Below are 24,977 nucleotides of genomic sequence, written 5' to 3'. Positions count from 1 at the left end.
TCCCGATGCGGGGTCGCCGCGAAAGGGCCGGACTGTAGCGGCACGGGCCCCCGGTCCGCGCCGCGCGCCGCTCAAGCCCTTGCCGGCGTCGGCGCTTAGAGCAGCCCGGCGCTGCGCGCGGCGCCTTCGATGCTCTTGTAGTTCTCGGCCTTGGTCGGGATGAAGCGCGTGGCGCGCTGCAGCTCCAGCACCTGCTGGCCTTCGGGCGTGGACTTGTTCAGCGCCAGGAAGGCGGCGCCGAGCTTGTCGCGCAGCGCGGCGGGCATGTCGGCATGCACCGTCCAGTTGTAGTCGTAGTAGGGCGGGGTGGTGAAGAAGACGCGCACGCGGCTGGTGTCCACCTTCTTGTCGGCCACGAACTTGTCCCACACCGAGATGTTGAGCGCGCCGGCCTGGACCTTGCCGGAGGCGACGGCGGCGATGGTGGCGTCATGCGCGCCGCTGAAGGCCACGCGCTTGAGGTCGCGCTCGGGCTCGATGCCGGCGGCCAGCAGGAAATGGCGCGGCATCAGGTGGCCGCTGGTGGAGCTCTGCGAGCCGAAGCTCAGGTCGCGGCCCTTCAGGTCGGCCAGGCTCTTGATCGCCGGATCGGCGGTGATGAACACCGAGCGGAATTTTTCATCTTCCTCGCGCTGCACCAGCGGGATCACCTTGCCGCCCGAGCGCACGTGGGCCTGCACGAAGGTGAAGCCGCCGAACCAGGCCAGGTCCACCTTCTTGTTGACCAGCGCCTCCACGGCGGCGGCGTAGTCGGTGACGGGCGTGTACTCGACCTTCATGCCCAGCTTGCCCTCCAGGTACTTCATCAGCGGCGCCGCCTTGCGCGCCAGCTCGGTGGGCGACTCGTCGGGGATGGCGGTGACGCGCAGCACCTGGGTCTGGGCCTGCGCGCCGACGGCGGCGAGCAGCGAGGCGGCGAGCAGGGCGCGGCGGGCGGGCGAGAAGGGCGGTTTCATCGTGTTGGGAGTTGGATCGAAGGAGCGGAATTACACCGCAGTTGCACCCTGTCGCATCTTGTGGGGGGCAGGCTCCCTAGAGTGCGCCGGATGCATGAGCTTCTGCCGAAATTCATCGAAGCCCCGGCCAGCGTGCCGGCCGACCATGCCGCGGAACTGACGGCCGGGCTGCTGGCCCGGCCGGCCCATGTGTCCCCCAAGCACCTCTACGACGCGCTGGGCTGCCGGCTGTTCGAGGCCATCACGGCGCTGCCCGAGTACCAGGCCACGCGCACCGAGGCCGCGATCTTCGCGGCGCAGGGCCCCGAGATCGCCCGCGCCCTGGGCACAGGGCTGACGTTGGTGGACCTGGGCGCGGGCAACTGCGCCAAGGCCGCCTCGCTGTTCGGGCTGCTGCAGCCCGGCCACTACGTGGCGGTGGACATCGCGGCCGGGTTCATCCGCGACGCGCTGCAGGCACTGCAGCTGCGGCACCCGCAGCTGCCCATGACCGGCGTGGCGCTGGATTTCTCACAGTCGTTGGCGCTGCCGGCGGCGCTGGAAGCCGGGCCGCGGCTGATGTTCTATCCCGGCTCCAGCATCGGCAATTTCGAGCCGGCGCAGGCGCGGCGCTTCCTGCAGCAGGTGCGCGAGCAGTCCCAGGGCGGGGCGCTGCTCATCGGCGTGGACTTGGTCAAGCCGCTGGCACAGCTGCTGCCGGCCTACGACGACGCGCTGGGTGTCACGGCGGCCTTCAACCGCAACCTGCTGCTGCACGTGAACCGCCAGCTCGGCAGCGACTTCGACCCGGCCGACTGGGCGCACCTGGCCTGCTTCGACCCGGAGGCCTCGCGCATCGAGATGCACCTGCGTGCCACGCGCGACCTGCAGGTGCGCTGGGACGGCCACCGGCGCGACTTCGCCGCGGGCGCGACCATCCACACCGAGAACTCCTACAAGTACCGCATCGAGCAGTTCGACGAACTGCTGCACGAGGCGGGGTGGCGCTCCACGCGCTGCTGGACGGACGAGCGGCAGGGGTTCGCGGTGTTTGGGGCGAGGGCGTAGCGCGGCACTCGTGTGTCCCTGCCGGCGCCGGCCCGCCGGCAGGCCGCTATAACCGCGGCCGATGAGCAGTACCCCAGGTTCCCGTCCCCGCATCTGCCTCGTCACCCCCGCGCTGGCCGCCGCCAACAACGGCAACTGGCACACCGCCAGCCGCTGGGCGCGCCTGCTGGACGGGCCCTTCGAGGTGCTGCTGACCGACCGCTGGCGCGGCGAGGCGGCCGACGTGCTGCTGGCGCTGCACGCGCGCCGCAGCGCCGAGAGCATCGCCGCCTGGGCCCAGGCGCAGCCTCATAAACCCATCGCGCTGGCGCTGACCGGCACAGACCTCTACCGCGACATCCACCACGATGCGGATGCGCAGCGCTCGCTGGCACTGGCGCGGCGGCTGGTCGTGCTGCAGGAGCGCGCCGTGGACGACGTGCCCGCACCCTGGCGCGACAAGGCGGTGGTGTGCTTCCCCAGTGTTGAACCCGGACCGGCGGTGGCGTGTCCGCCCACACCACCGTTGCAGATCGTCATGGTCGGCCACCTGCGCGCTGAAAAAGACCCGGCCACGGCCTGGGCCGCGCTGCGCCGGCTGGCCGGACGCGGCGACTGGCGTTTTCAGCATGTGGGGGGCGCGCTCGATGAGGCGCTGGGCACACAGGCGCGCGCGCTGCAGGTCGAACTGCCCGCCTATGAATGGCTTGATGCGCTGCCGCACGCTGAAACCCGCGAGCGCATCGCCCGGGCGCATGTGCTGGTCAACGCCAGCGTGGTGGAGGGCGCGCCCACGGTGGTGGTGGAGGCGGTGGCCAGCGGCACGCCGGTGCTGGCCTCGCGCATCCCGGGTCATGTCGGGCTGCTGGGCGCGGACTACCCCGGCCTGTTCGGGCCCGGCGCCGCCGCGGCGCTCGCGACCCTGATCGAAAGGTGTCTGGACGAGCCCGCTATGCTGCCGGCCCTGTCCGCGGCCGCCGCGCTGCGCGCGCCGCTGTTCGAGCCGGCGCGCGAACGACACACCCTGCGCGCCCTGATGGCCGACCTGCTGGAGATGCCTTGTCCATGAACGCCCCCGCCCCGACCACGCCCCGCCTGACCTCGCTTTCGCACGGCGGCGGCTGCGGCTGCAAGATCGCCCCCGGCGTGCTCAGCGAGATCCTCAAGACCACTGCCGCCATGCCGGTGCCGCCGCAGCTGCTGGTGGGCATCGAGACCGCCGACGACGCCGCCGTCTACCAGCTCAACGACGAGCAGGCGCTGATCGCCACCACCGACTTCTTCATGCCGATCGTCGATGACCCCTTCGACTTCGGCCGCATCGCCGCCACCAACGCCATCTCCGACGTCTACGCCATGGGCGGCACGCCGATCATGGCGCTGGCGCTGGTGGGCATGCCCATCAACGTGCTGCCCGCCCAGACCATCGGCCGCATCCTCGAAGGCGGCCAGGCGGTGTGCCGCGAGGCCGGCATCCCCATCGCCGGCGGCCACACCATCGATTCGGTCGAGCCCATCTACGGCCTGGTCGCGCTGGGCCTGGTGCATCCCAAGCGCGTGCGCCGCAATGCCGACGCCCGCCCCGGCGACCGCCTGGTGCTGGGCAAGCCGCTGGGCGTGGGCGTGTACTCGGCCGCGCTCAAGAAGGAGCAGCTCGGTGCCGAGGGCTACGCCCAGATGATCGCCAGCACCACCCAGCTCAACACGCCGGGCCCGGCGCTGGCCGCGCTGGAGGCCGTGCACGCCATCACCGACGTCACCGGCTTCGGCTTGGCCGGCCATGCGCTGGAGCTGGCGCGCGGGTCCAACACCCGGGTGCGCCTGAACTGGAACGCGGTGCCGCTGCTGCCCGGCGTGCGCGAGCTGGCGGTGCAAGGCTTCATCACCGGCGCCTCCGGCCGAAACTGGCTGGGCTACGGTGCCGAGGTGCAACTCGGCGACAGCCTGGGCGACCTGGAGCGCTCGCTGCTGACCGATCCGCAGACCAGCGGCGGCCTGCTGGTGAGCTGCGAGGCGTCCGCCGTGCCCGACGTGCTGGCGCTGTTCCGCCGCCACGGCTTCGACTTGGCCGCCGAGGTCGGCGAGGTGCTGCCGGCGGGCGAGGGCGCGCGGCTGCTGGTGGGCTGACAGGGATTTCGCCCAGTCGCCGGACACCTCTTCACCCGTTCGCCCTGAGCCCGGTCGAAGGGCTCAGCCCGAACGGGATCTCTTGGTTCCCAAGGTTTTCTGGGCTTGTCCGAGCACCAAGCCTTCGTGCGCTGCGAAGGCTGGATTGCTGAATGCCGATGACCCTTCGTGCCGCGTCAAGGCAACATGGCGAGCCTTGACGAAAACCGGCATGCGTTTCGACCTCCTCAGCCTCAACCTCGTGCTCGCGATTGCCGAGACCGGCAGCCTCACGCGCGCCGCGGAGCGCGAGCACCTGGCGCTGGCAGCCGCAAGCAAGCGGCTGTCGGACCTGGAAGCACGCCTGGGCGTGGTGCTGTTCGAGCGCCGCGCGCGCGGCGTGGAGATCACCGATGCCGGCCGCGCCCTGGTGCGCCACATCCGCGCCCTCAATGCCTCGCTGCACGCGCTGGAAAGCGAAGTCGTCGAGTACGCGCGCGGGCTCAAGGGCCATCTGCGCCTGGCGGCCAACGCCAGCGCCATCGCCGAATGCCTGCCGCCGCCGCTGGCGGCTTTCACCCGTGCGCATCCGCTCATCCGCATCAGCCTGGAGGACATGACCAGCGCCGAGGTGCAGGCGGCGGTGGCCGAGGGGCATGCCGACGTGGGCATCTTCGTGCCGCCGGTGCTGGAGCCGCAGCTCGCCACGCGGCCCTGGCGCCGCGGCACGCTGGCCGTGATCGTGCCGGCCGGGCATGCGCTGGCGGACGAGCCGTCGGTGCGCTTCGAGGCCCTGCTGGACTACGACCTGGTCGGCCTGCACGTGGGCGCGGCGGTGCAGGAATTCATGCGCGAGCAGGCCACCGAGCGCGGCCGCACGCTCAACACCCGGCTGCAGGTGCATGGCTTTGACGCCATTGCACAGCTCGTGGGCGCCGGCCTGGGCGTGGCGATCCTGCCCGCCGTGGTGGCCGAGCGCTTCTCGCAACTCTTCGATCTCCAGGTGCTGCGCCTGGACGAGCCTTGGGCGGAGCGCGAGTACCAGATCGCGGTCCGCAAGCAGGAGCGGCTGCCCACGCTGGTGCAGCGCTTCATCGATTCCCTGGCCGCGCCGCTTCAGGCGGCCGGCGCTTCTTCCACCCTGATCCCGACGCCATGAACACCGCACGCACGCTCTACGACAAGCTGTGGGATGAGCACGTCATCCACACCGAGGAAGACGGCACCGCCATCCTCTACATCGACCGCCACCTGGTGCACGAAGTGACCAGCCCGCAGGCGTTCGAAGGCCTGCGCCTGGCGAACCGCAAGCCCTGGCGCAACAGCTCCATCGTCGCCACCGCCGACCACAACACGCCCACCACCGGCTGGGAGCGCGGCTACGACGGCATCGCCGACCCGATCAGCAAGCAGCAGATCACGACGCTGGACGCCAACATCCGCGCCTTCGGCGCCGCGGCGTACTTCCCGTTCATGGACCAGCGCCAGGGCATCGTGCACGTCATCGGCCCCGAGAACGGCGCCACGCTGCCGGGCATGACCGTGGTGTGCGGCGACAGCCACACCAGCACCCACGGCGCCTTCGGCGCGCTGGCGCACGGCATCGGCACCAGCGAGGTCGAGCACGTGATGGCCACGCAGACGCTGCTGGCCAAGAAGGCCAAGAACATGCTGGTCAAGGTCGAGGGCCAGCTGCCGCGCGGCTGCGGCGCCAAGGACATCGTGCTGGCCATCATCGGCAGGATCGGCACCGCCGGCGGCACGGGCTACACGATCGAGTTCGGCGGCTCGGCCATCCGCGCGCTGTCGATGGAAGGCCGCATGACGGTGTGCAACATGGCCATCGAGGCCGGTGCGCGCGCCGGCCTGGTCGCCGTGGACCAGACCACCCTCAACTACGTCAAGGGCCGCCCCTTCGCGCCGCAGACCGACGCCGAGTGGGAAACCGCCGTGGCCCACTGGCGCACGCTGCACTCGGACGAGGGCGCGCATTTCGACCGCGTGGTGGAGATCGACGCCAGCCAGATCAAGCCGCAGGTGACCTGGGGCACCTCGCCGGAGATGGTGCTGTCCATCGAGGACCGCGTGCCCGATCCCGACCAGGAGAAGGACGCCGTCAAGCGCGGCGCCATGGAGCGCGCGCTGAGCTACATGGGGCTGGAGCCGGGCAAGCCACTGGCGGACGTGTTCGTGGACAAGGTGTTCATCGGCTCCTGCACCAACAGCCGCATCGAGGACCTGCGCGAGGCGGCCGAGGTCGTGAAGCGCATCGGCGGCAAGGTCGCCGCCAACGTCAAGGCCGCGCTGGTGGTGCCGGGCTCGGGCCTGGTCAAGGCGCAGGCCGAGCGCGAGGGGCTGCACGAGATCTTCAAGGCCGCGGGCTTCGAATGGCGCGAGCCGGGCTGCTCGATGTGCCTGGCCATGAACGCGGACCGGCTGGAGCCGGGCGAGCGCTGCGCCAGCACCTCCAACCGCAACTTCGAAGGGCGCCAGGGCAACGGGGGCCGCACGCACCTCGTCAGCCCGGCCATGGCCGCCGCCGCCGCGATGGAAGGCCATTTCGTGGACGTGCGCCGCATCGCCTGAACCTGACTCTCCGCTCCAGACACCCATGAACCGACTCTTGGCATCCCTGCTGGTCCTGGCCGCGCTGGCCGCCTGCAACACGGTCCAGGGCGTGGGCCGCGACATCCGCGCCGTGGGCGGAGCGATCGAAAACGCCTCAAGGACGAAGTGACATGCAAGCCTTCACCGTGCACCAGGGCCTGGTGGCCCCGATGGACCGCGACAACGTCGACACCGACGCCATCATCCCGAAGCAGTTCCTGAAGTCGATCAAGCGCACGGGCTTCGGCCCGAACCTGTTCGACGAGTGGCGCTACCTGGACCACGGCGAGCCCGGCCAGGACCCGGCCAGCCGCAAGCCCAACCCCGACTTCGTGCTGAACCAGCCGCGCTACGCCGGCGCCTCGATCCTGCTGGCGCGCGCCAACTTCGGCTGCGGCTCCAGCCGCGAGCACGCGCCCTGGGCGCTGGAGCAGTACGGCTTCCGCGCGCTGATCGCGCCGAGCTTCGCCGACATCTTCTTCAACAACTGCTTCAAGAACGGCCTGCTGCCGATCGTGCTGCCCGAGCACGAGGTGGACAAGCTGTTCGATGACGTGGCGGCGTTCCCCGGCTTCCAGCTCACCATCGACCTGCCGCGCCAGCGCGTGGTGCGGCCCGACGGCAGCGAGATCGAATTCGACGTGCAGCCCTTCCGCAAGTACTGCCTGGTCAACGGCTTCGACGACATCGGCCTGACGCTGCGCCATGCCGAGAAGATCGCCCGCTTCGAGGGCGAGCGCCTGGCCCGCATGCCCTGGCTGGCCAACACCGGCCGCTGAAGCGCCGTCTCACTTTCACTGGAGAACAAGACATGAAGATTGCAGTGCTGCCGGGCGATGGCATCGGCACCGAGATCGTGGCCGAGGCCGTCAAGGTCCTGAACGTGCTGGAGCTGCCGCTGGAGCTGGAAGAGGCGGTGGTCGGTGGCGCGGCTTACGAGGCCAAGGGCCATCCGCTGCCGGACTCGACCCTGCAGCTGGCCAAGGACGCCGACGCGGTGCTGTTCGGCGCCGTGGGCGACTGGAAGTACGACAAGCTGGAGCGCGCGCTGCGCCCGGAGCAGGCGATCCTGGGCCTGCGCAAGCACCTGGGCCTGTTCGCCAACCTGCGCCCGGCGCTGTGCTACGAGCAGCTCACGCACGCGTCGAGCCTCAAGCCCGAGCTGGTGGCGGGGCTGGACATCCTGATCATCCGCGAGCTCACCGGCGACATCTATTTCGGCCAGCCGCGCGGTCGCCGCACCGCGGTGGACGGGCATTTCCCTGGCGCCGAGGAGGCTTTCGACACGATGCGCTACTCGCGCCCGGAGATCGAGCGCATCGCCCACGTGGCCTTCCAGGCCGCGCGCCGGCGCAGCAAGAAGGTCACCAGCGTGGACAAGGCCAACGTGCTGGAAACCTTCCAGTTCTGGAAGGACATCGTGACCGAGGTGCATGCCCAGTATCCCGACGTGGAGCTGGAGCACATGTACGTGGACAACGCGGCGATGCAGCTGGTGAAGGCGCCCAAGAAGTTCGACGTGGTTGTCACCGGCAACATGTTCGGCGACATCCTCTCCGACGAGGCGGCGATGCTCACGGGCTCGATCGGCATGCTGCCCTCGGCCTCGCTGGACGCCAACAACAAGGGCCTGTACGAGCCCAGCCATGGCAGCGCACCGGACATTGCTGGTAAGGGTGTTGCAAACCCGCTGGCTACAATCCTGTCCGCAGCCATGATGCTCCGCTACACCCTCGCCCAGCCCGAAGCCGCCGACCGCATCGAGTCGGCGGTGCGCGCTGTGCTGGCCGCGGGTCTGCGCACGCCCGACATCTACAGCGACGGTACCCGCAAGGTGGGCACGCGCGAGATGGGCGACGCCGTGGTGGCGGCGATTACGGGCAAAACCATTACGGGCTGATCAGCTCCGGTTCGTCTCGCCCATTCCCCTGGACCCCGGCGATACGAGCCGGCAGACCTGGGGTCCGGGAAAGCAGTTTTTTCAAAGGAATGACGATGGCACTCGTGGGATTGGTGGGCTGGCGCGGCATGGTCGGCTCGGTGCTGATGGAGCGCATGCGCGCCGAAGGCGACTTCGAGCTGATCGAGCCGCTGTTCTTCTCGACCTCCAACGCCGGTGGCAACGCCCCGGCCATGGCGAAGAACGAGACCAAGCTGCAGGACGCGTTCGACATCGACGCGCTCAAGCGCTGCGACATCATCCTCACGGCCCAGGGTGGCGACTACACCAACGAGGTGTATCCCAAGCTGCGCGCCGCGGGCTGGAACGGCCACTGGATCGACGCGGCGTCCTCGCTGCGCATGAAGGACGATGCCGTCATCGTGCTGGACCCGGTGAACCTGCCCGTGATCAAGGACGCGCTGGCCAAGGGCGGGCGCAACTGGATCGGCGGCAACTGCACCGTGAGCTGCATGCTCATGGGCGTGGGCGCGCTGTACAAGGCCGGGCTGGTCGAGTGGATGAGCACCCAGACCTACCAGGCCGCCTCCGGCGGCGGCGCGCAGCACATGCGCGAGCTGCTGACGCAGTTCGGCACGCTCAACGCCGAGGTCAAGGCCCTGCTGGACGACCCCAAGAGCGCGATCCTGGAGATCGACCGCAAGATCGTCGAGAAGCAGCGCGCGCTGACCGAGGCCGAGACGGCCAACTTCGGCGTGCCGCTGGGTGGCTCGCTGATCCCCTGGATCGACAAGGACCTCGGCAACGGCATGTCGCGCGAGGAGTGGAAGGGCATGGCCGAGACCAACAAGATCCTCGGCCAGGGCGAGGGCTTCAGCAGCCCGGCCGTGCCGGTCGATGGCTTCTGCGTGCGCATCGGCGCCATGCGCTGCCACAGCCAGGCGCTGACCTTCAAGCTTAAGAAGGACGTGCCGCTGGCCGATATCGAGGCAATGATCGCCGCCGACAACCAGTGGGTGAAGGTCGTGCCCAACACCCGCGAGGCCACCGTCCGTGACCTGACGCCGGTGGCCGTGACGGGCACGCTGACCATCCCGGTGGGGCGTCTGCGCAAGCTGGCGATGGGGCCGGAGTACCTGGGCGCCTTCACCATCGGCGACCAACTGCTGTGGGGCGCCGCCGAGCCGCTGCGCCGCATGCTGCGCCTGCTGGTCGAGTCGCGCTGAACGGCGCCTGACGACACAGCCTGCGCGCCAGCAGCGTTGCGCTAGCTCTGGGCGGACCCTGTCGGGGCGCAGGCGGTGGCTCGGCACCGCCGTGGCTTTGGAAAGGGACAGGTCTTGAGGATCAGCTCGGAGAAGGCAGGGCGGCGGGCGCTGCAAGGGGTTGCCGCGGCCGTGATGGGTGTGGCGGTCTGCGGCAGCGCCTGGGCGTTGAGCCTGGGGCGCATATCGTTGCAGTCGGGGCGCGGCGAGCCGCTGCGCGCCGAGATCGAGCTCGTCGGCGCCGAGGAAACGCAGAACCTGGCGGCGCGCATCGTGCCGCCCGAGGCCTTCGGCCGTGCCGGGGTGAACTACAGCCCCGCGCTGGCCGCGGCCCATGTGAGCCTGCAGCAGCGCGCCGACGGCCAGCCGGTGCTGCGCATCAGCAGTGACCAGCCGGTGCAGGACGCCTTCCTGGACCTGATCCTGGAAGTCGATTGGGCCAGCGGCCGCCTGACGCGCGAGTACACGCTGCTGTTCGAGGCGCCGCAGCCCGTGGCCCAGGCCGCCTCCGCGCCGGTCCCGCTCACCGCGCCGCTGCTGGGCGCCGCGCCGCCTGAAGCCCCGCTTCCCACTCCGAGCACCAGCAGCTCGGGCCCGGTGACGGGCCCGGCCACCGAGGCCGCGCCTTCTCCCGCAGCCAGTGCGCGGCCGAACCCGGCCGAGGCCAAGTCCGGGCGCTATGTGGTGCGCCGGGGCGACACGCTCTCCGGCGTGGCCGCGCGGCAGCAGGCCGCGGGCGTGTCGCTGGACCAGATGCTCGTGGCGCTGTACCGCAGCAACCCGCACGCCTTCATCGGGCAGAACATGAACCGGCTGCGCGCCGACGTGGTGCTGAACCTGCCCACGGCGCAGCAGGCGGCCCAGGTGGCGCGCGGCGAGGCGCGCCAGGTGGTGCGCATGCAGAGCGCCGACTTCAACGCCTACCGCCAACGCCTGGCCGGCTCGGTGCCACCCGCGCGCGTGGAGGACTCGGTGCGTCGCTCCGGCGGCGCCGTGGAGGCGGCGGTCGAGGACCGGCGCGCCCCCGCGAGCGTGCCGGACCGGCTGCACCTGTCGCGCGGCGACGGCGCGGGCCTGGAAGCCCGGCTGGCGCGCGAGGCCGAGCGGCGTGAGCAGGCCCAGCGCGTGGCGGAGCTGTCGCGCAACGTGGAGGAGCTGCGCCGGCTGGCCGGGGGCAGCCCCAATGCGCCGGGCGCCGCGCCGGCATCCGCCCCGGTCGCGGCCGAGGCGGCGGCGTCGGGCATGCCCGCGTCCGCGCCCGAGGCGGCAGCCTCGTCCGCGGAGGCCGTTGCTGCCGCGTCGGCGCCTGCATCCGCAGCGTCCGCGGCAACGGCCGCGGCCTCGGCGGGCTCCGCTGTGGTGGACGTGATGCCGCCGGTGGCCACCAACGCGGCCGAAGCGGAGGCGGACACGGGCCTGCTGGGCCTGCTGTCGCGCCCCTGGGTGCTGGCCGCCCTGGCGGCCGGCGGCCTGGGCGTGGCGGCCGTGCTGGCGCTGCTGGCGCGGCGCCGCCGCGCCAAGTCGCCCACCGAAACCTCGTTCATGGAAAGCCGGCTGCAGGCCGAGTCCTTCTTCGGCCACAGCGGTGGCCAGCAGGTGGACACGGGCGAGTCGAAGGTGCCGGCCTCGGCGATGCACTACACGCTGAGCCAGCTCGACGCCATCGGCGACGTCGATCCGGTGGCCGAGGCGGACGTGTACCTGGCCTATGGCCGCGACCTGCAGGCCGAGGAAATCCTCAAGGAAGCGATGCACAGCAGCCCGCAGCGGCTGCCCGTGCGCCTGAAGCTGCTGGAGGTCTACGCCAAGCGGCATGACAAGAAGGCCTTCGAGCAGCTGGCGCAGGAGGTGCAGCAGCTCACGCAGGGGCAGGGCGAGGACTGGGCCAAGGCCTGCGAGCTGGGACTGCAGATCGATCCGGACAACCCGCTCTACGCCACGGCGTCCGCGGCCGGCCCGGCCTCGCGGGCGCCGTCCGCCTGGCAACCCAGCCGGCCGCCGGCCCAGCCGGCCGGCGCGGGGCTGGACCTGGACCTGAGCCGGCTGGACGACGTGCCGGCGCCGTCCGCGGAGCAGAAGCGTCCCGACGCGGGCAAGGCCGTGACGGCCGCGGTGGCGGTCGGGGCGGGTGCGGCGGCCGCTGCAGCTGCGGCGGCTGCGGCCACGCCGGCGCAGGCCGCGAGCCCTGTGCCCGCACAGCAGGACGACCCGATGGCCGACATGGATTTCGACACCGAAGTGGTGCTGCCTTCGTCCGCGTCGGCCGCGCCCAAGCTGCCTTTCGCCCTGGATAGCCTGTCGCTGGACCTGGATGAAACCTCCACGCCCTCGGTGCTGGAGGAGATGGGGCTGTCGGGCTTCGGCACCGAGGGCGACCCGCTGGAGCGCAAGCTGGAGCTGGCCGGGGAATTCGTCCAGATCGGCGACGCCGAGGGCGCGCGCGACCTGCTGCAGGAAGTGGTGGCGCAGGCCAGCGGCGACTTGAAGACGCGTGCCGAGGGCATGCTGGCCAGCCTTGTCTGAACGCGGCATCGAAGCGCCCGGCGCCGCCGAGGCGCCGGCGGCGCTGCAGCGCATCGCGCTGGGCGTGAGCTATCGCGGCGGGGCCTACCACGGCTGGCAGAGCCAGCCCGACGGCCAGACGGTGCAGGACAAGCTGGAGCAGGCGCTGTCGGCCTTTGCCGCCATGCCGGTGAGCACGCTCTGCGCCGGGCGCACCGACGCCGGCGTGCACGGCATCAACCAGGTGGTGCACCTGGACACGCCGCTGCGGCGCGAGGAGTTCTCGTGGGTGCGCGGCGTGAACCGATACCTGCCGCCGGACATCGCGGTGCAGTGGTGCCGCCCGGTCGCGCCGGACTTCCATGCCCGCAACAGCGCGCGCGGACGCCGCTACCGCTACGTGCTGCTGGAGTCGCCGGTGCGTCCGGCGCTGGAGAGCGGCCAGGTGGGGTGGACCTTCCGGCCGCTGGCGCTGGAGCCGATGCAGGCCGCCGCGGCGCTGCTGCTGGGCGAGTATGACTTCAGCGCCTTCCGCGCCGCGGGCTGCCAGGCGCTGTCGCCGGTGAAGACGCTGCGCCACATCGGCATCGCGCGGCACGGCGCCTACTGGAGCTTCGATTTCGAGGCCAGCGCCTTCCTGCACCACATGGTGCGCAACATCATGGGCTGCCTGATCGCCGTAGGGCAGGGCACGCGGCCGGTGGCGTGGATGGCCGAGGTGCTGGCCTCGCGCCGGCGCGAGACGGCCGCGCCCACCTTTGCCCCCGATGGCTTGTACTTCGTGGGTCCGCACTACGATGCGCGCCACGCCATTCCCGACCATGTGCCGGCGCTGGACTGGTTGTCCTGACCACTCCCACGCGCCGCGCCTTTGCCGATGACCCATCGCACCCGTATCAAGATCTGCGGCCTCACCCGCGAGGCCGACCTCGACGCCGCTGTCGAAGCCGGCGCCGACGCCATCGGCTTGGTGCTCTACGAGCGCAGCCCGCGCTACGTCAGCGTCGAGCGCGCGGCCGAGCTGGCGCGGCGGCTGCCGGCCTTCGTCACGCCGGTGTGCCTGTTCGTCAACGCCGCGCCGGCACTCATCGAAGAGGCGCTGCAGGCCATTCCGAACGCGCTGCTGCAGTTCCACGGCGACGAGACGCCCGAGGCCTGCGCGCTGCCGCGCCGGCCTTTCCTGCGCGCAGCGCGGGTTTCCCCAGGGGTCGATTTGTTAGACTTCGCCCGGCAGTACCCGCACGCCCAGGGGCTGCTCCTCGACGCGCATGTCGAAGGCTACGGCGGCGGTGGCAAGGTCTTCGATTGGTCCCTCATCCCTCCCGCGCTCCCCGCTCCGGTCGTTTTGTCTGGTGGGTTGAGTGCTGCCAACGTGACCGATGGCGTGCTGCGCGTACGGCCCTGGGCCGTTGACGTGAGCTCCGGTGTGGAAGTGGCCAAGGGCATCAAGGATGCCGCGCTGATGCACCGGTTCTGCGAGGCGGTGCGCGCGGCCGACGCCCAGTTGGCCGCTCTCTGAGCACCGCCGTCGCCTGCCAGCCTGAATTGACCTCTCCGATGCTGAACTACGACCAACCCGATGCCAGCGGGCATTTCGGCCCCTACGGTGGCACCTTCGTCGCCGAGACGCTGATCCACGCGCTCGATGAGCTCAAGGCGGCCTGGGACCGCTACAAGGCCGACCCCGAGTTCCTGGCCGAATTCCAGAACGAGCTGGCGCATTTCGTCGGCCGCCCCAGCCCCGTCTACCACGCCGCGCGGCTGTCGCGCGAGATCGGCGGCGCGCAGATCCACCTCAAGCGCGAGGACCTGAACCACACCGGCGCGCACAAGGTGAACAACACCATCGGCCAGGCGCTGCTGGCCAAGCGCATGGGCAAGCCGCGCGTGATCGCCGAGACCGGCGCCGGCCAGCATGGCGTGGCCACCGCCACCATCTGCGCCCGCTACGGGCTGGAGTGCGTGGTGTACATGGGCGCGGAGGACGTGAAGCGCCAGAGCCCCAACGTCTACCGCATGCACCTGCTGGGCGCCAAGGTGGTGCCGGTGGAGTCGGGCTCGCGCACGCTCAAGGACGCGCTCAACGAGGCCCTGCGCGACTGGGTCACCAACGTTGAGAACACCTTCTACATCATCGGCACCGTGGCCGGCCCGCACCCGTACCCGGCGATGGTGCGCGACTTCCAGCGCGTCATCGGCGACGAATGCCTGGTGCAGATGCCCGAGTTGATCGGGCGCCAGCCCGACGCCGTCATCGCCTGCGTGGGCGGCGGCAGCAACGCCATGGGCATCTTCTATCCGTACATCGGCGAGGCCAACACGCGCCTCATCGGCGTGGAGGCGGCGGGCCTGGGGCTGGACAGCGGAAAGCATTCCGCCTCGCTGCAGAAGGGCTCGCCGGGCGTGCTGCACGGCAACCGCACCTACCTGCTGCAGGACGCCAACGGCCAGATCACCGAAACGCACTCGGTGTCCGCCGGCCTGGACTACCCCGGCGTCGGGCCCGAGCATGCGTACCTGAAGGACATCGGCCGCGCCGAGTACGTGGGCATCACCGACGACGAGGCGCTGGCCGCGTTCCACCGGCTGTGCCGCACCGAGGGCATCATCCCGGCGCTGGAATCCAGCCACGCCGTGGCCTACGCGATGAAGCTGGCCGCCACCATGCGCCCGGATCAGCACCTGCTGGTCAACCTCTCGGGCCGCGGCGACAAGGACATCGGCACCGTGGCCGACCTCTCCGGCGCGGCCTTCTACTGCCGTCCCTCCTGCCAGGGCCAGAAGGTGAAGCAATGAGCAAGGGCTCCGTCCGTATCGCCGCCACCTTCGAGCGGCTGAAGTCGCAGGGCCGCAAGGCGCTGATCCCCTATGTCACCGCGGGCGATCCCTTCGCCGACGTCACGCCCGCGCTGATGCAGGCGCTGGCCGAAGGCGGCGCCGACGTGATCGAGCTGGGCGTGCCCTTCTCGGACCCGATGGCCGACGGCCCGGTGATCCAGCAGGCCGCCGAGCGCGCGTTGGCCAAGGGCATCGGCATGACGCAGGTGCTGGACATGGTGCGCGAGTTCCGCCGCAGCGATGACGCCACGCCCGTGGTGCTGATGGGCTACGCCAATCCGGTGGAGCGCTACGGCGTGGAGCGCTTCGTGGCCGACGCGTCGGCGGCCGGCGTGGACGGTGTGCTGGTCGTGGACTACCCGCCCGAGGAATGCGAAGCCTTCGCGGCGCAATTGCAGGCGGCGGGCATGGACCCGATCTTCCTGCTGGCCCCCACTTCCACCGAGGCGCGCATGGTGCACGTGGGGCGCATTGCCAGCGGCTACGTCTACTACGTGTCGCTCAAGGGCGTCACCGGTGCCGGGCACCTGGACACCGCCGCCGTGGCGGCCATGGTGCCGCGCATCCGCGCGCATGTGAGCGTGCCGGTGGGCGTGGGCTTCGGCATTCGCGACGCGGCCTCGGCGCGCGCGGTGGGCGAGGTGGCCGATGCGGTGGTGATCGGCTCGCGCCTCGTGCAGCTGTTGCAGGAACAGCCGAAGGACGAAGTGGCGGCCGCGGGCCGCCGATTCATGACCGAGATTCGCGCCGCCCTGGACGAGGCGGCCCAAGGAGCGCATGCATGAGCTGGCTTGAAAAACTGCTGCCCCCGAAGATCCAGCACACCGATCCGTCGGAGCGGCGCACCGTCCCCGAGGGGCTGTGGATCAAGTGCCCCTCGTGCGAGACGGTGCTCTACAAGACCGACCTGGAGCAGAACCTCAACGTCTGCCCCAAGTGCGACCACCACCACCGCATCGGCGCGCGCGCGCGGCTGGATGCCTTCCTCGACCACGAGGGCCGCTACGAGCTCGGCCAGGAAGTCATTCCGGTCGATGCGCTGAAGTTCAAGGACAGCAGGAAGTACCCCGAGCGCCTGAAGCAGGCGCTGGACAGCACCGGCGAGACCGACGCGCTGGTCGTCATCGGCGGCTCGGTGATGAGCGTGCCGCTGGTGGCGGCGTGCTTCGAGTTCGACTTCATGGGCGGCTCCATGGGCTCGGTGGTGGGCGAGCGCTTCGTGCGCGGTGTGGAAACGGCCATCGAGCAGAAGGTGCCCTTCGTGTGCTTCACCGCCACGGGCGGCGCGCGCATGCAGGAAGGCCTGCTGAGCCTGATGCAGATGGCCAAGACCAACGCGGCGCTCACGCGCCTGGCCAAGGCCAAGCTGCCCTACGTCAGCGTGCTGACCGACCCGACCATGGGCGGCGTGTCGGCGGGCTTCGCCTTCGTGGGCGACATCGTGATCGCCGAGCCCAAGGCGCTGATCGGCTTTGCCGGCCCGCGCGTGATCGAGAACACGGTGCGCGAGAAGCTGCCCGAGGGCTTCCAGCGCTCGGAGTTCCTGCTGGGCAAGGGTGCGCTGGACATGATCGTGGACCGGCGCCAGTTGCGATCCACCATCGCCCATGCGCTGGCCATGCTGCAGCGCCAGAGCGCTGACGCCGTCGCCTGACGTCCCAACTTTTCACGCAAGGCCGGCCGCGAGCCGGCCTTTTTGCTGCCTCTTACCATCCGCGCCCATGACCTCCCCACGCACGCTCGACGACTGGCTGGCCCACTGCGAAGCCCTGCATCCCAAGAGCATCGACATGACGCTGGAGCGCGTGGCAGCGGTGCGCGACCGGCTGGGCCTGCGCTTCGACGTGCCCGTGATCAGCGTGGCCGGCACCAACGGCAAGGGATCGAGCTGCGCGATGCTGGACGCCATCGCGCGCGCGGCGGGCTACCGGGTCGGGCTCTACAGCAAGCCGCACCTGGTGCACTTCGAGGAGCGCTGCCGCATCGACGGGCAGATGATCGAGGCCGAGGCGCTGCTGCCGCACTTCGAGGCGGTGGAGGCGGCGCGCCAGGGCACGACGCTGACCTACTTCGAGTTCACCACGCTGGCCATCATGCGGGCGTTGTCGCAGACGCCGCTGGACCTGGTGATCCTGGAGGTGGGCCTGGGCGGCCGGCTGGACGCGGTCAATGCCATCGATGCCGACTGCGCCTTGATCACCAGCATCGCGCTGGACCACACCGACTACCTGGGGCCGGACCGCGAGAGCATCGGGCGCGAGAAGGCCGGCATCCTGCGCGCCGGGCGCCCGGCGGTGGTGAGCGATCCGCAGCCGCCGCAGAGCCTGCTGGACCATGCCGCGGCGCTGGGCGTGGACCTGCGCGTGGCCGGGCGCGATTTCAGCCAGGCCGGTGACCGCCAGCAGTGGCAGTGGAAGGGGCGCACGCGGCGCTTCCATGGCCTGGCCTACCCGGCGCTGCGCGGCGCCAACCAGTTGCTCAACGCCGCGGGCGTGCTGGCGGTGTTCGAGGTGCTGCAGGATCGGCTGCCCATCAGCGCGCAGGCGGTACGCCAGGGCCTGGCGACGGTGGACCTGCCCGGGCGCTTCCAGATCGTGCCGGGCCAGCCGGTGCTGGTGCTGGACGTGGCGCACAACCCGCAGTCGGTGGCGGCGCTGGCGCTGAACCTGGACCAGATGGGCTTTTATCCGCGCACGCATGCCGTGTTCGGCGCCATGCAGGACAAGGACTTGGCCGGCGCGCTGGCCCATGTGGCGCCGCTGGTGGATGCCTGGCATCTGACGGCGCTGCCCACGCCGCGCGCGGCCGAGCCTGCGGCGCTGCAGGCGCTGGTGCAGGCGGCCAGCGCGGGGCGCGAGGTCGGCATCCGCACCCATGCCGATCCGGCCGCGGCGCTGGCTGCCGCCCTGGAGACGGCGGACCCGGCTGATAGAATCGTGGTCTTTGGTTCGTTCTACACCGTTGGCGGTGTGCTCAAGAACGGGCTGCCGCGCCTGGGTGCGTCCCACGTCGGCTGAAGTCTCGGAAACCGTCTTTTCCCACCGGGCGCACGCCCACTCCCAGCTTCGGCATGCCCCTGTTTTCCTTCCTGCAGCGCAATAACTCTTCGAGCCATGAGCCCGTGGGCATGGCCACGCCGGCTGACCAGGTGCAGACCGCGCGGGCGCGGGCGCGGCGCCGTCTCATCGGCGCGGTGGTGCTGCTGGCGTTGGGCATCGTGGGTTTTCCGCTGCTGTTCGAAACCCAGCCGCGGCCGTTGCCGGTGGAGGTGACGATCGAGATTCCGCGCAAGGATGGCGGCGCGCCGCTGGTGCTGCCCTCGCGCACCGCGCCCATCACCGAGTCCGCGCAGGATGCAGGGCGCGAAGTGCAGGCGCCCACGCCGGCGGCTTCGGCACCGGCCGCGGCGGTGTTGCCGCCCGTGCCCGCTCGACCCGTAGCCCCGGCCGCGGTCACCGAAGCCCGGCCGGCCGCGCCGGTGTCGGCCAGTACCCCGCGCCCTGCGGGTGCCACGCCGCCGGCCACGACCGCGGCGCCTGGCGGCACGCGGGCTTCGGCGCCGATCCGCGTGCTGGATGAGCCGCCGCAGGCGCGCGACCTCGCCAAGGAGCGCGAAGCCCGGGAACGGGAAGCTGCCGCGCGTGAGGCCCGCGAGAAGGCGGCCCGGGAGCGCGAGATCGCGGCGCGAGAGGCCAAGGAACGCGAAGCCAAGGAGCGCGAGGCCAGGGAAGCCAGGGAGAAGGCGGCTCGCGAGGCGAAGGAGCGCGAAGTCGCGGCCCGGGAAGCCAAGGAACGCGAGGCCAAGGAGAAGGCTGCCCGTGAAGCCCGGGAACGCGAAGCCGCGCGCGAGGCGGTGGCGCGGGAAGCGCTCAGGGAGCCCGCGCGCAGCGAGACGGTCGAAAGGCGCTATGTGGTGCAAGTGGGCGCCTTCGCCGATGCCGCGGCCGCCAGCGAGGCCAGGGCCCGGGCGGAGAAGGCCGGCGTGCGCGCTTACACCCAGGTGATCGAGACCGACGCCGGGCGCCGCATCCGGGTGCGCGTGGGGCCTTTCCCCAACCGTGAAGAGGCCGACAAGGCGCTTGGCAAACTGCGCGCTGCCGGCCTGCCCACGGCACTGTTGCCGCAGTGATGGGCGGTGTCGCCGGACTGGGCTGGGTTGATGTCGCGATGCTGGGTCTGCTGCTGCTGTCGTCGCTGGCAGGCCTGTGGCGGGGACTGATTTTCGAGATGCTGTCGCTGGCGGGCTACGTGGTGGCCTGGCTGGCGGCACAGTGGTATGCCCCGGTGGTAGCCGATTGGCTGCCGTGGGAAGGCGCGCTGCCGGCGTGGCGGCTGGCGGCGGCCTATGTGATCGTGTTCGTGGCCGTGCTGCTGCTGTGCGGGCTGGCGGCGCGGCTGCTGAGGTTGCTGGTGCAAGCCTCGCCGCTGGGGCCGCTGGACCGGCTGCTGGGTGGCGGCTTCGGGCTGCTGCGCGGGCTGCTGGCGCTGCTGGTGCTGAGCATGCTGGTGGCGCTGACGCCGCTGGCGCGCACGCCGGCGTGGCAGCAATCCAGCGGCGCGGCCTGGCTGCAGGCGCTGCGCCAAGGACTCCAACCCGTGCTGCCCTCCGCGGTGGCACGGCATCTGCCGGCCTGAGACGCCGGCATCACTGAAGGACGCAAGACCATGTGTGGGATCGTCGGTGTCATTTCCCAGACGCCCGTCAACCAGCTGATCTACGACGCGCTGCTGCTGCTGCAGCACCGCGGCCAGGACGCCGCCGGCATCGTGACGATGCAGGGCACCAAGTGCTTCATGCACAAGGCGCGCGGCATGGTCCGCGACGTGTTCCGCACCCGCAACATGCGCGCGCTGCCGGGCCAGGTGGGCCTGGGCCAGGTGCGCTACCCGACCGCCGGCAATGCCTACAGCGAGGAGGAGGCCCAGCCCTTCTACGTCAACGCGCCCTTCGGCATCGTGCTGGTGCACAACGGCAACCTCACCAACGCGCATGCGTTGAAGAAGGAGCTGTTCGACATCGACCGCCGCCACATCAACACCGAGAGCGACAGCGAGGTGCTGATCAACGTGCTGGCGCACGAGCTGGAGCGCACCGCGCGCGAGCTGCCGCTGACGCCCGACAAGATCTTCGAGGCCGTGGCGGCGGTGCACAAGCGCATCAAGGGCTCCTACGCCGTGATCGCGCTCATCGCCGGCCACGGGCTGTTGGCCTTCCGCGACCCGTTCGGCATCCGCCCGCTGGTGTTCGGCGAGGCCGATCTGCCCGAGGGCAAGGAGGTGATGGTGGCCAGCGAGAGCGTCACGCTCGAAGGCACCGGCCACCGCATCACGCGCGACGTGGCGCCGGGCGAGGCCATCTTCATCGACCAGGCTGGCAACGTGCACGCGCGCCAGTGCCACGACAACCCGTCGCTGCAGCCCTGCATGTTCGAGTACGTGTACCTGGCACGGCCCGATTCGGTGATGGACGGCGTCTCGGTGTACCAGGCGCGGCTGAACATGGGCGAGACGCTGGCGCAGCGCGTGATCTCGACCATGCCGCCCAGCGAGATCGACGTGGTCATCCCGATCCCCGAGTCCAGCCGTCCCTCGGCCATGCAGCTGGCGCACAAGCTGGGCCGGCCCTACCGCGAAGGCTTCGTCAAGAACCGCTACGTGGGCCGCACCTTCATCATGCCGGGGCAGGCCAAGCGCAAGAAGTCGGTGCGCCAGAAGCTCAATGCCATCGCCAGCGAGTTCAAGGGCCGCAACGTGCTGCTGGTGGACGACTCCATCGTGCGCGGCACCACCAGCAAGGAAATCGTGCAGATGGCCCGCGAGGCCGGTGCGCGCAAGGTCTACATGGCCTCGGCGGCGCCGCCGGTGCGCTTCCCCAACGTCTACGGCATCGACATGCCGACCAAGGAGGAGCTCATCGCCCATGGCCGCAGCATCGAGGAGGTGCGCGAGTTCATCGGCGCCGATGCGCTGATCTACCAGGACGTGGAGGCGATGAAGCGCGTGGTGGGCGCGCTCAATCCGCAGCTCCAAGGCTTCGAGGCCTCCTGCTTCGACGGGCACTACATCACCGGCGACGTCTCGGTCGAGGACTTCGAGACGATGCGCGAGCAGCGCCAATCGCAGGGGGACGAGGAAGAAGGACCCGGCCGCTCGCGCCTGGCGCTGCAGAACGCGGCGGAGCAGGCCTGATGAGCGAGGGCAAGCGACTGCCTCGTGTCGAGCTGCCGGCCGATGCCCGCATCGACACCATCGCCGTGCGCGAGGGCCTGCCGGCCACGCCCTGGGGCGAGAACTCGGAAGCGCTGTTCCTGACCAGCAGCTTTGTGCACCCGGATGCCGAGACGGCGGCGCGGCGCTTCGCCAATGAGGAAGAGGCCTTCGTCTACAGCCGCTTCTCCAACCCCACCGTCATGATGATGGAGCGGCGGCTGGCGGCCATGGAGGGCACCGAGGCCTGCATCGCCACCTCCAGCGGCATGGCGGCGATCATGCTGCTGTTCATGGGGCTGCTGAAGGCGGGCGACCACGTGGTGTGCTCGCAGAGCGTGTTCGGCTCCACCATCAAGCTGCTGCAGGGCGAGTTCGGCAAGTTCGGCGTGGAGAGCACCTTCGTGTCGCAGACCGACGTGAGCGCCTGGCGCGCCGCGATGCGGCCCAACACCAAGCTGTTGTTCGCCGAGACGCCGAGCAACCCGCTCACCGAGGTCTGCGACATCGCGGCGCTGGCCGAGATCGCGCACGCGGGCGGTGCGCTGCTGGCGGTGGACAACTGCTTCTGCTCGCCGGCGCTGCAGCAGCCGGCCAAGCTGGGCGCGGATCTGATCATCCACTCGGGCACCAAGTACCTGGACGGGCAGGGCCGCGTCATCGCCGGTGCCATCTGCGCGAGTGAAGCGCTGGTCAACGACAAGTTCGTGCCGGTGATGCGCAGCGCGGGCATGAGCCTGTCGCCCTTCAACGCCTGGGTGGTGCTCAAGGGCTTGGAGACGCTGTCGATCCGCATGCGCGCGCAAAGCGACAAGGCGCTGCAACTGGCGCGCTGGCTGGAGGCGCAGCCGCAGGTGAGCACGCTGTACTACCCGGGGCTGCCCTCGCACCCGCAGCATGAGCTGGCGATGCGGCAGCAGTCGGGGCTGGGCGGCGCGGTGGTGAGCTTCATCGTCAAGGGCGACACGCCGGAGGCGGCGCGCGCCAACGCCTTCGCCGTCATCGACGCCACGCGCATCTGCTCCATCACCGCCAACCTGGGCGACACCAAGACCACCATCACGCACCCGGCCAGCACCTCGCATGGCCGGCTGACCGAGGCGCAACGCCAGGCCGCGGGCATCACGCAGGGGATGATTCGCGTGGCCGTGGGCCTGGAAGACGTCGAGGACCTCAAGGCCGACCTCGCGCGCGGCCTGCACAAGATCTGACCGCATGACCACCGTACGCACCCGCTTTGCTCCGTCGCCCACGGGCTTCATCCACCTGGGCAACATCCGCTCGGCCCTCTATCCCTGGGCCTTCGCGCGCGCCAACGACGGCGTGTTCATCCTGCGCATCGAGGACACCGACCTGGAGCGCAGCTCGCAGGCCGCGGTGGACGTGATCCTGGAAGGCATGCGCTGGCTGGGCCTGGACCACGACGAGGGGCCGTACTACCAGATGCAGCGCATGGACCGCTACAAGGAAGTCCTGGCGCAGATGCTGGAGCAGGGCCTGGCCTACCGCTGCTACATGAGCAGCGCCGAGCTCGACGCGCTGCGCGAGCGCCAGATGGCGGCCAAGCAGAAGCCCCGCTACGACGGCACTTGGCGTCCCGAGCCGGGCAAGACCTTGCCGCCGGTGCCGGAAGGCGTGCAGCCGGTGATCCGCTTCAAGAGCCCGGTGGGCGGCACGGTGGCCTGGGACGACAAGGTCAAGGGCCGCATCGAGTTCAGCAACGAGGAGCTGGACGACCTCGTCATCGCCCGCCCCGACGGCACGCCGACCTACAACTTCTGCGTGGTGGTGGACGACATCGACATGGGCATCACCCATGTCATCCGCGGTGACGACCACGTCAACAACACGCCGCGCCAGATCCATATCTTCCGTGCCCTGGGCCAGGAGCCGCCGGTGTACGCGCACCTGCCCACCGTGCTGAACGAGCAGGGCGAGAAGATGAGCAAGCGCAACGGCGCCAAGCCGGTGACGCAGTACCGCGACGAGGGCTTCCTGCCCGAGGCGATGGTGAACTACCTGGCGCGCCTGGGTTGGAGCCACGGCGACGACGAGATCTTCACGCGCGAGCAGTTCCTGCAGTGGTTCGATCTGGACCACCTGGGCAAGAGCGCAGGCCAGTACGACGAGGCCAAGCTGCGCTGGGTCAATGCCCAGCACATCAAGCGCACGGGCGACGCGGAGCTGGCGCCGCTGGTGCGCGGGCAATTGGGCCAGCGCGGCATCGAGGTGCCGGCTGGCTTCCCGCTGGAGCAGGCCGTGGCCCTGTTCAAGGACCGCTGCGCCACCACGGTGGAACTGGCGGAGTGGCTGTCCATGTACTTCGTGGACGCGCAGCCCTCGGCGGAGGATCTGGCGCAGCATGTGACGCCCGCGGTGCGTCCGGCGCTGGCCGCGCTGGCCGAGCGGCTGCTGGCGCTGCCCGGCTGGGACAAGGCTGGTATCGCCGCGGCGCTCAAGGCGACGCTGGGCGAGCAGGGGCTGAAGATGCCGCAACTGGCTATCCCGGTGCGGGTGCTGGTGTGCGGCCGCGCCCAGACCCCCTCGGTGGATGCCGTGCTGGAACTTTTTTCTAAAGAAAAAGTCGCAAAGCTCTTGCAGGGCGCGTAAGAGTCGCTATAGAATCTCGTTCTCGCTTGATGAACAGCGCGAAACACAAAGACGGCAGAGAAATCTGAAGTCTTTGCCCGAAAGGGGGTATAGCTCAGCTGGGAGAGCGCTTGCATGGCATGCAAGAGGTCAGCGGTTCGATCCCGCTTACCTCCACCACCCAACCAAAAGTTGGTGGTCGGCGCGAGGTTCATCAGGAATACGAAGGATTAAGTCCCCTTCGTCTAGAGGCCTAGGACACGACCCTTTCACGGTTGTAACAGGGGTTCGAATCCCCTAGGGGACGCCAAGTTTGACGATGCTTGCAGGGCAGCCTGAAAATATCGTTACCGACGCGGAGTGGTAGTTCAGTCGGTTAGAATACCGGCCTGTCACGCCGGGGGTCGCGGGTTCGAGTCCCGTCCACTCCGCCACAGTTTTTGGTTGTACCGAAAACGCCCACCAGCCAGTGGGCGTTTTCATGAAAGAGACAAGTCCCCTTCGTCTAGAGGCCTAGGACACGACCCTTTCACGGTTGTAACAGGGGTTCGAATCCCCTAGGGGACGCCAAGTTTGGCTGCGCTTGCGGGAAGCAATTTCCGATAATGCAGCTACCGACGCGGAGTGGTAGTTCAGTCGGTTAGAATACCGGCCTGTCACGCCGGGGGTCGCGGGTTCGAGTCCCGTCCACTCCGCCACAATTTAAGCCTGAACGGCGCGCAATTCCTTCGGGGGTATAGCTCAGCTGGGAGAGCGCTTGCATGGCATGCAAGAGGTCAGCGGTTCGATCCCGCTTACCTCCACCAATTACCGGCAACGGTGGTGGCGCGTGGTTCAGGAATTGAAAAGGTTTGGTCCCCTTCGTCTAGAGGCCTAGGACACGACCCTTTCACGGTTGTAACAGGGGTTCGAATCCCCTAGGGGACGCCAAGTTTGGCTGCGCTTGCGGGAAGCAATTTCCGATAATGCAGCTACCGACGC

At 69.9% G+C, this 24,977-nt stretch carries 22 protein-coding genes and 7 tRNA genes; 28 read left to right on the top strand and 1 reads right to left on the bottom strand.

The annotated features are described in order from the left end of the window. Positions 1 to 95: 95 nt before the first annotated feature. Positions 96 to 956 (bottom strand): putative selenate ABC transporter substrate-binding protein, encoded by an 861-nt coding sequence (locus HHL10_RS11115; RefSeq protein WP_169160416.1) that lies wholly within the window; start codon positions 954 to 956, stop codon positions 96 to 98. Positions 957 to 1,046: 90 nt separating this feature from the next. Here HHL10_RS11115 and egtD point away from each other — a divergent pair, with 90 nt between their 5' ends. The 28 genes from egtD to HHL10_RS10975 all read left to right on the top strand — a co-directional run bounded on the left by egtD (position 1,047) and on the right by HHL10_RS10975 (position 24,926). Then, on the top strand, positions 1,047 to 2,003 hold the full coding sequence (gene egtD, locus HHL10_RS11110) for an L-histidine N(alpha)-methyltransferase (protein ID WP_169160415.1): 957 nt from the start codon (positions 1,047 to 1,049) through the stop codon (positions 2,001 to 2,003). A 61-nt stretch (positions 2,004 to 2,064) separates the two neighbouring features. Further along, positions 2,065 to 3,051: a selenoneine biosynthesis selenosugar synthase SenB gene (gene senB / locus HHL10_RS11105; protein ID WP_169160414.1), complete on the top strand. Its 987-nt coding sequence runs from the start codon at positions 2,065 to 2,067 to the stop codon at positions 3,049 to 3,051. Further along, positions 3,048 to 4,109 (top strand): selenide, water dikinase SelD, encoded by a 1,062-nt coding sequence (gene selD / locus HHL10_RS11100; RefSeq protein ID WP_169160413.1) that lies wholly within the window; start codon positions 3,048 to 3,050, stop codon positions 4,107 to 4,109. Before senB ends, selD begins: the two co-directional genes overlap by 4 nt. A 211-nt stretch (positions 4,110 to 4,320) precedes the next feature. After that, positions 4,321 to 5,247 (top strand): LysR family transcriptional regulator, encoded by a 927-nt coding sequence (locus HHL10_RS11095; protein ID WP_169160412.1) that lies wholly within the window; start codon positions 4,321 to 4,323, stop codon positions 5,245 to 5,247. Further along, entirely contained in the window at positions 5,244 to 6,674 is a 1,431-nt protein-coding gene (gene leuC, locus HHL10_RS11090; RefSeq protein ID WP_169160411.1) for a 3-isopropylmalate dehydratase large subunit, read from the top strand. The genes HHL10_RS11095 and leuC overlap by 4 nt, the downstream gene beginning before the upstream one ends. A 25-nt stretch (positions 6,675 to 6,699) precedes the next feature. Continuing rightward, a complete protein-coding gene (locus tag HHL10_RS11085) occupies positions 6,700 to 6,825 on the top strand; it encodes an entericidin A/B family lipoprotein (protein ID WP_169160410.1) in 126 nt (41 codons plus the stop codon). A gap of 1 nt (position 6,826) precedes the next feature. After that, positions 6,827 to 7,474, top strand: coding sequence for a 3-isopropylmalate dehydratase small subunit (gene leuD, locus HHL10_RS11080; protein ID WP_169160409.1), 648 nt, complete (start codon positions 6,827 to 6,829; stop codon positions 7,472 to 7,474). 32 nt (positions 7,475 to 7,506) lie between these two features. Further along, positions 7,507 to 8,595 (top strand): 3-isopropylmalate dehydrogenase, encoded by a 1,089-nt coding sequence (gene leuB / locus HHL10_RS11075; protein ID WP_169160408.1) that lies wholly within the window; start codon positions 7,507 to 7,509, stop codon positions 8,593 to 8,595. A gap of 95 nt (positions 8,596 to 8,690) precedes the next feature. Beyond that, positions 8,691 to 9,821 (top strand): aspartate-semialdehyde dehydrogenase, encoded by a 1,131-nt coding sequence (gene asd, locus HHL10_RS11070; protein ID WP_169160407.1) that lies wholly within the window; start codon positions 8,691 to 8,693, stop codon positions 9,819 to 9,821. Between the two features lie 114 nt (positions 9,822 to 9,935). Beyond that, positions 9,936 to 12,383, top strand: coding sequence for a motility hub landmark protein FimV (locus HHL10_RS11065; RefSeq protein WP_235971329.1), 2,448 nt, complete (start codon positions 9,936 to 9,938; stop codon positions 12,381 to 12,383). Between the two features lie 43 nt (positions 12,384 to 12,426). Then, positions 12,427 to 13,212, top strand: a complete 786-nt coding sequence (gene truA, locus HHL10_RS11060) for a tRNA pseudouridine(38-40) synthase TruA (RefSeq protein WP_169160539.1) — start codon at positions 12,427 to 12,429, stop codon at positions 13,210 to 13,212. Between the two features lie 27 nt (positions 13,213 to 13,239). Further along, positions 13,240 to 13,881 carry a phosphoribosylanthranilate isomerase gene (locus HHL10_RS11055; protein ID WP_169160406.1) on the top strand — a complete coding sequence of 214 codons (642 nt, stop codon included), beginning with the start codon at positions 13,240 to 13,242 and terminating at the stop codon, positions 13,879 to 13,881. A 38-nt stretch (positions 13,882 to 13,919) separates the two neighbouring features. After that, positions 13,920 to 15,158 carry a tryptophan synthase subunit beta gene (gene trpB, locus HHL10_RS11050; protein WP_169160405.1) on the top strand — a complete coding sequence of 413 codons (1,239 nt, stop codon included), beginning with the start codon at positions 13,920 to 13,922 and terminating at the stop codon, positions 15,156 to 15,158. Beyond that, a complete protein-coding gene (gene trpA / locus HHL10_RS11045; protein WP_169160404.1) occupies positions 15,155 to 15,985 on the top strand; it encodes a tryptophan synthase subunit alpha in 831 nt (276 codons plus the stop codon). Before trpB ends, trpA begins: the two co-directional genes overlap by 4 nt. Continuing rightward, positions 15,982 to 16,854: an acetyl-CoA carboxylase, carboxyltransferase subunit beta gene (gene accD, locus HHL10_RS11040; RefSeq protein WP_169160403.1), complete on the top strand. Its 873-nt coding sequence runs from the start codon at positions 15,982 to 15,984 to the stop codon at positions 16,852 to 16,854. Before trpA ends, accD begins: the two co-directional genes overlap by 4 nt. Positions 16,855 to 16,921: 67 nt before the next feature. Further along, positions 16,922 to 18,217 (top strand): bifunctional tetrahydrofolate synthase/dihydrofolate synthase, encoded by a 1,296-nt coding sequence (folC, locus tag HHL10_RS11035; protein ID WP_169160402.1) that lies wholly within the window; start codon positions 16,922 to 16,924, stop codon positions 18,215 to 18,217. A gap of 53 nt (positions 18,218 to 18,270) precedes the next feature. Further along, complete coding sequence (locus HHL10_RS11030) at positions 18,271 to 19,329, top strand: SPOR domain-containing protein (protein WP_235971328.1); 1,059 nt, start codon at positions 18,271 to 18,273, stop codon at positions 19,327 to 19,329. 38 nt (positions 19,330 to 19,367) lie between these two features. Beyond that, positions 19,368 to 19,835 (top strand): CvpA family protein, encoded by a 468-nt coding sequence (locus HHL10_RS11025; RefSeq protein WP_235971326.1) that lies wholly within the window; start codon positions 19,368 to 19,370, stop codon positions 19,833 to 19,835. A gap of 30 nt (positions 19,836 to 19,865) precedes the next feature. Further along, positions 19,866 to 21,389, top strand: a complete 1,524-nt coding sequence (gene purF, locus HHL10_RS11020; RefSeq protein ID WP_169160400.1) for an amidophosphoribosyltransferase — start codon at positions 19,866 to 19,868, stop codon at positions 21,387 to 21,389. Beyond that, positions 21,389 to 22,618, top strand: a complete 1,230-nt coding sequence (locus tag HHL10_RS11015; RefSeq protein WP_169160399.1) for an O-succinylhomoserine sulfhydrylase — start codon at positions 21,389 to 21,391, stop codon at positions 22,616 to 22,618. The genes purF and HHL10_RS11015 overlap by 1 nt, the downstream gene beginning before the upstream one ends. Before the next feature lie 4 nt (positions 22,619 to 22,622). Then, positions 22,623 to 24,017, top strand: a complete 1,395-nt coding sequence (gene gltX, locus HHL10_RS11010) for a glutamate--tRNA ligase (RefSeq protein ID WP_169160398.1) — start codon at positions 22,623 to 22,625, stop codon at positions 24,015 to 24,017. A gap of 83 nt (positions 24,018 to 24,100) precedes the next feature. Beyond that, positions 24,101 to 24,176, top strand: a tRNA-Ala gene (locus tag HHL10_RS11005). Positions 24,177 to 24,230: 54 nt separating this feature from the next. Then, positions 24,231 to 24,306, top strand: a tRNA-Glu gene (locus HHL10_RS11000). A gap of 47 nt (positions 24,307 to 24,353) precedes the next feature. Beyond that, a tRNA-Asp gene (locus HHL10_RS10995) sits at positions 24,354 to 24,430 on the top strand. 60 nt (positions 24,431 to 24,490) lie between these two features. Continuing rightward, a tRNA-Glu gene (locus tag HHL10_RS10990) sits at positions 24,491 to 24,566 on the top strand. A 51-nt stretch (positions 24,567 to 24,617) separates the two neighbouring features. Continuing rightward, a tRNA-Asp gene (locus HHL10_RS10985) sits at positions 24,618 to 24,694 on the top strand. Positions 24,695 to 24,726: 32 nt separating this feature from the next. Then, positions 24,727 to 24,802, top strand: a tRNA-Ala gene (locus HHL10_RS10980). Positions 24,803 to 24,850: 48 nt separating this feature from the next. Beyond that, positions 24,851 to 24,926: transfer RNA gene (locus tag HHL10_RS10975), tRNA-Glu, on the top strand. Positions 24,927 to 24,977 lie beyond the last annotated feature (51 nt).

This window comes from Azohydromonas caseinilytica (assembly GCF_012927045.1).
Classification (GTDB): Bacteria; Pseudomonadota; Gammaproteobacteria; order Burkholderiales; family Burkholderiaceae_C; genus Azohydromonas; species Azohydromonas caseinilytica.
The sequence above is the reverse complement of the archived record's forward strand: the minus strand, read 5'-3'. Positions and strand labels throughout refer to the sequence as shown.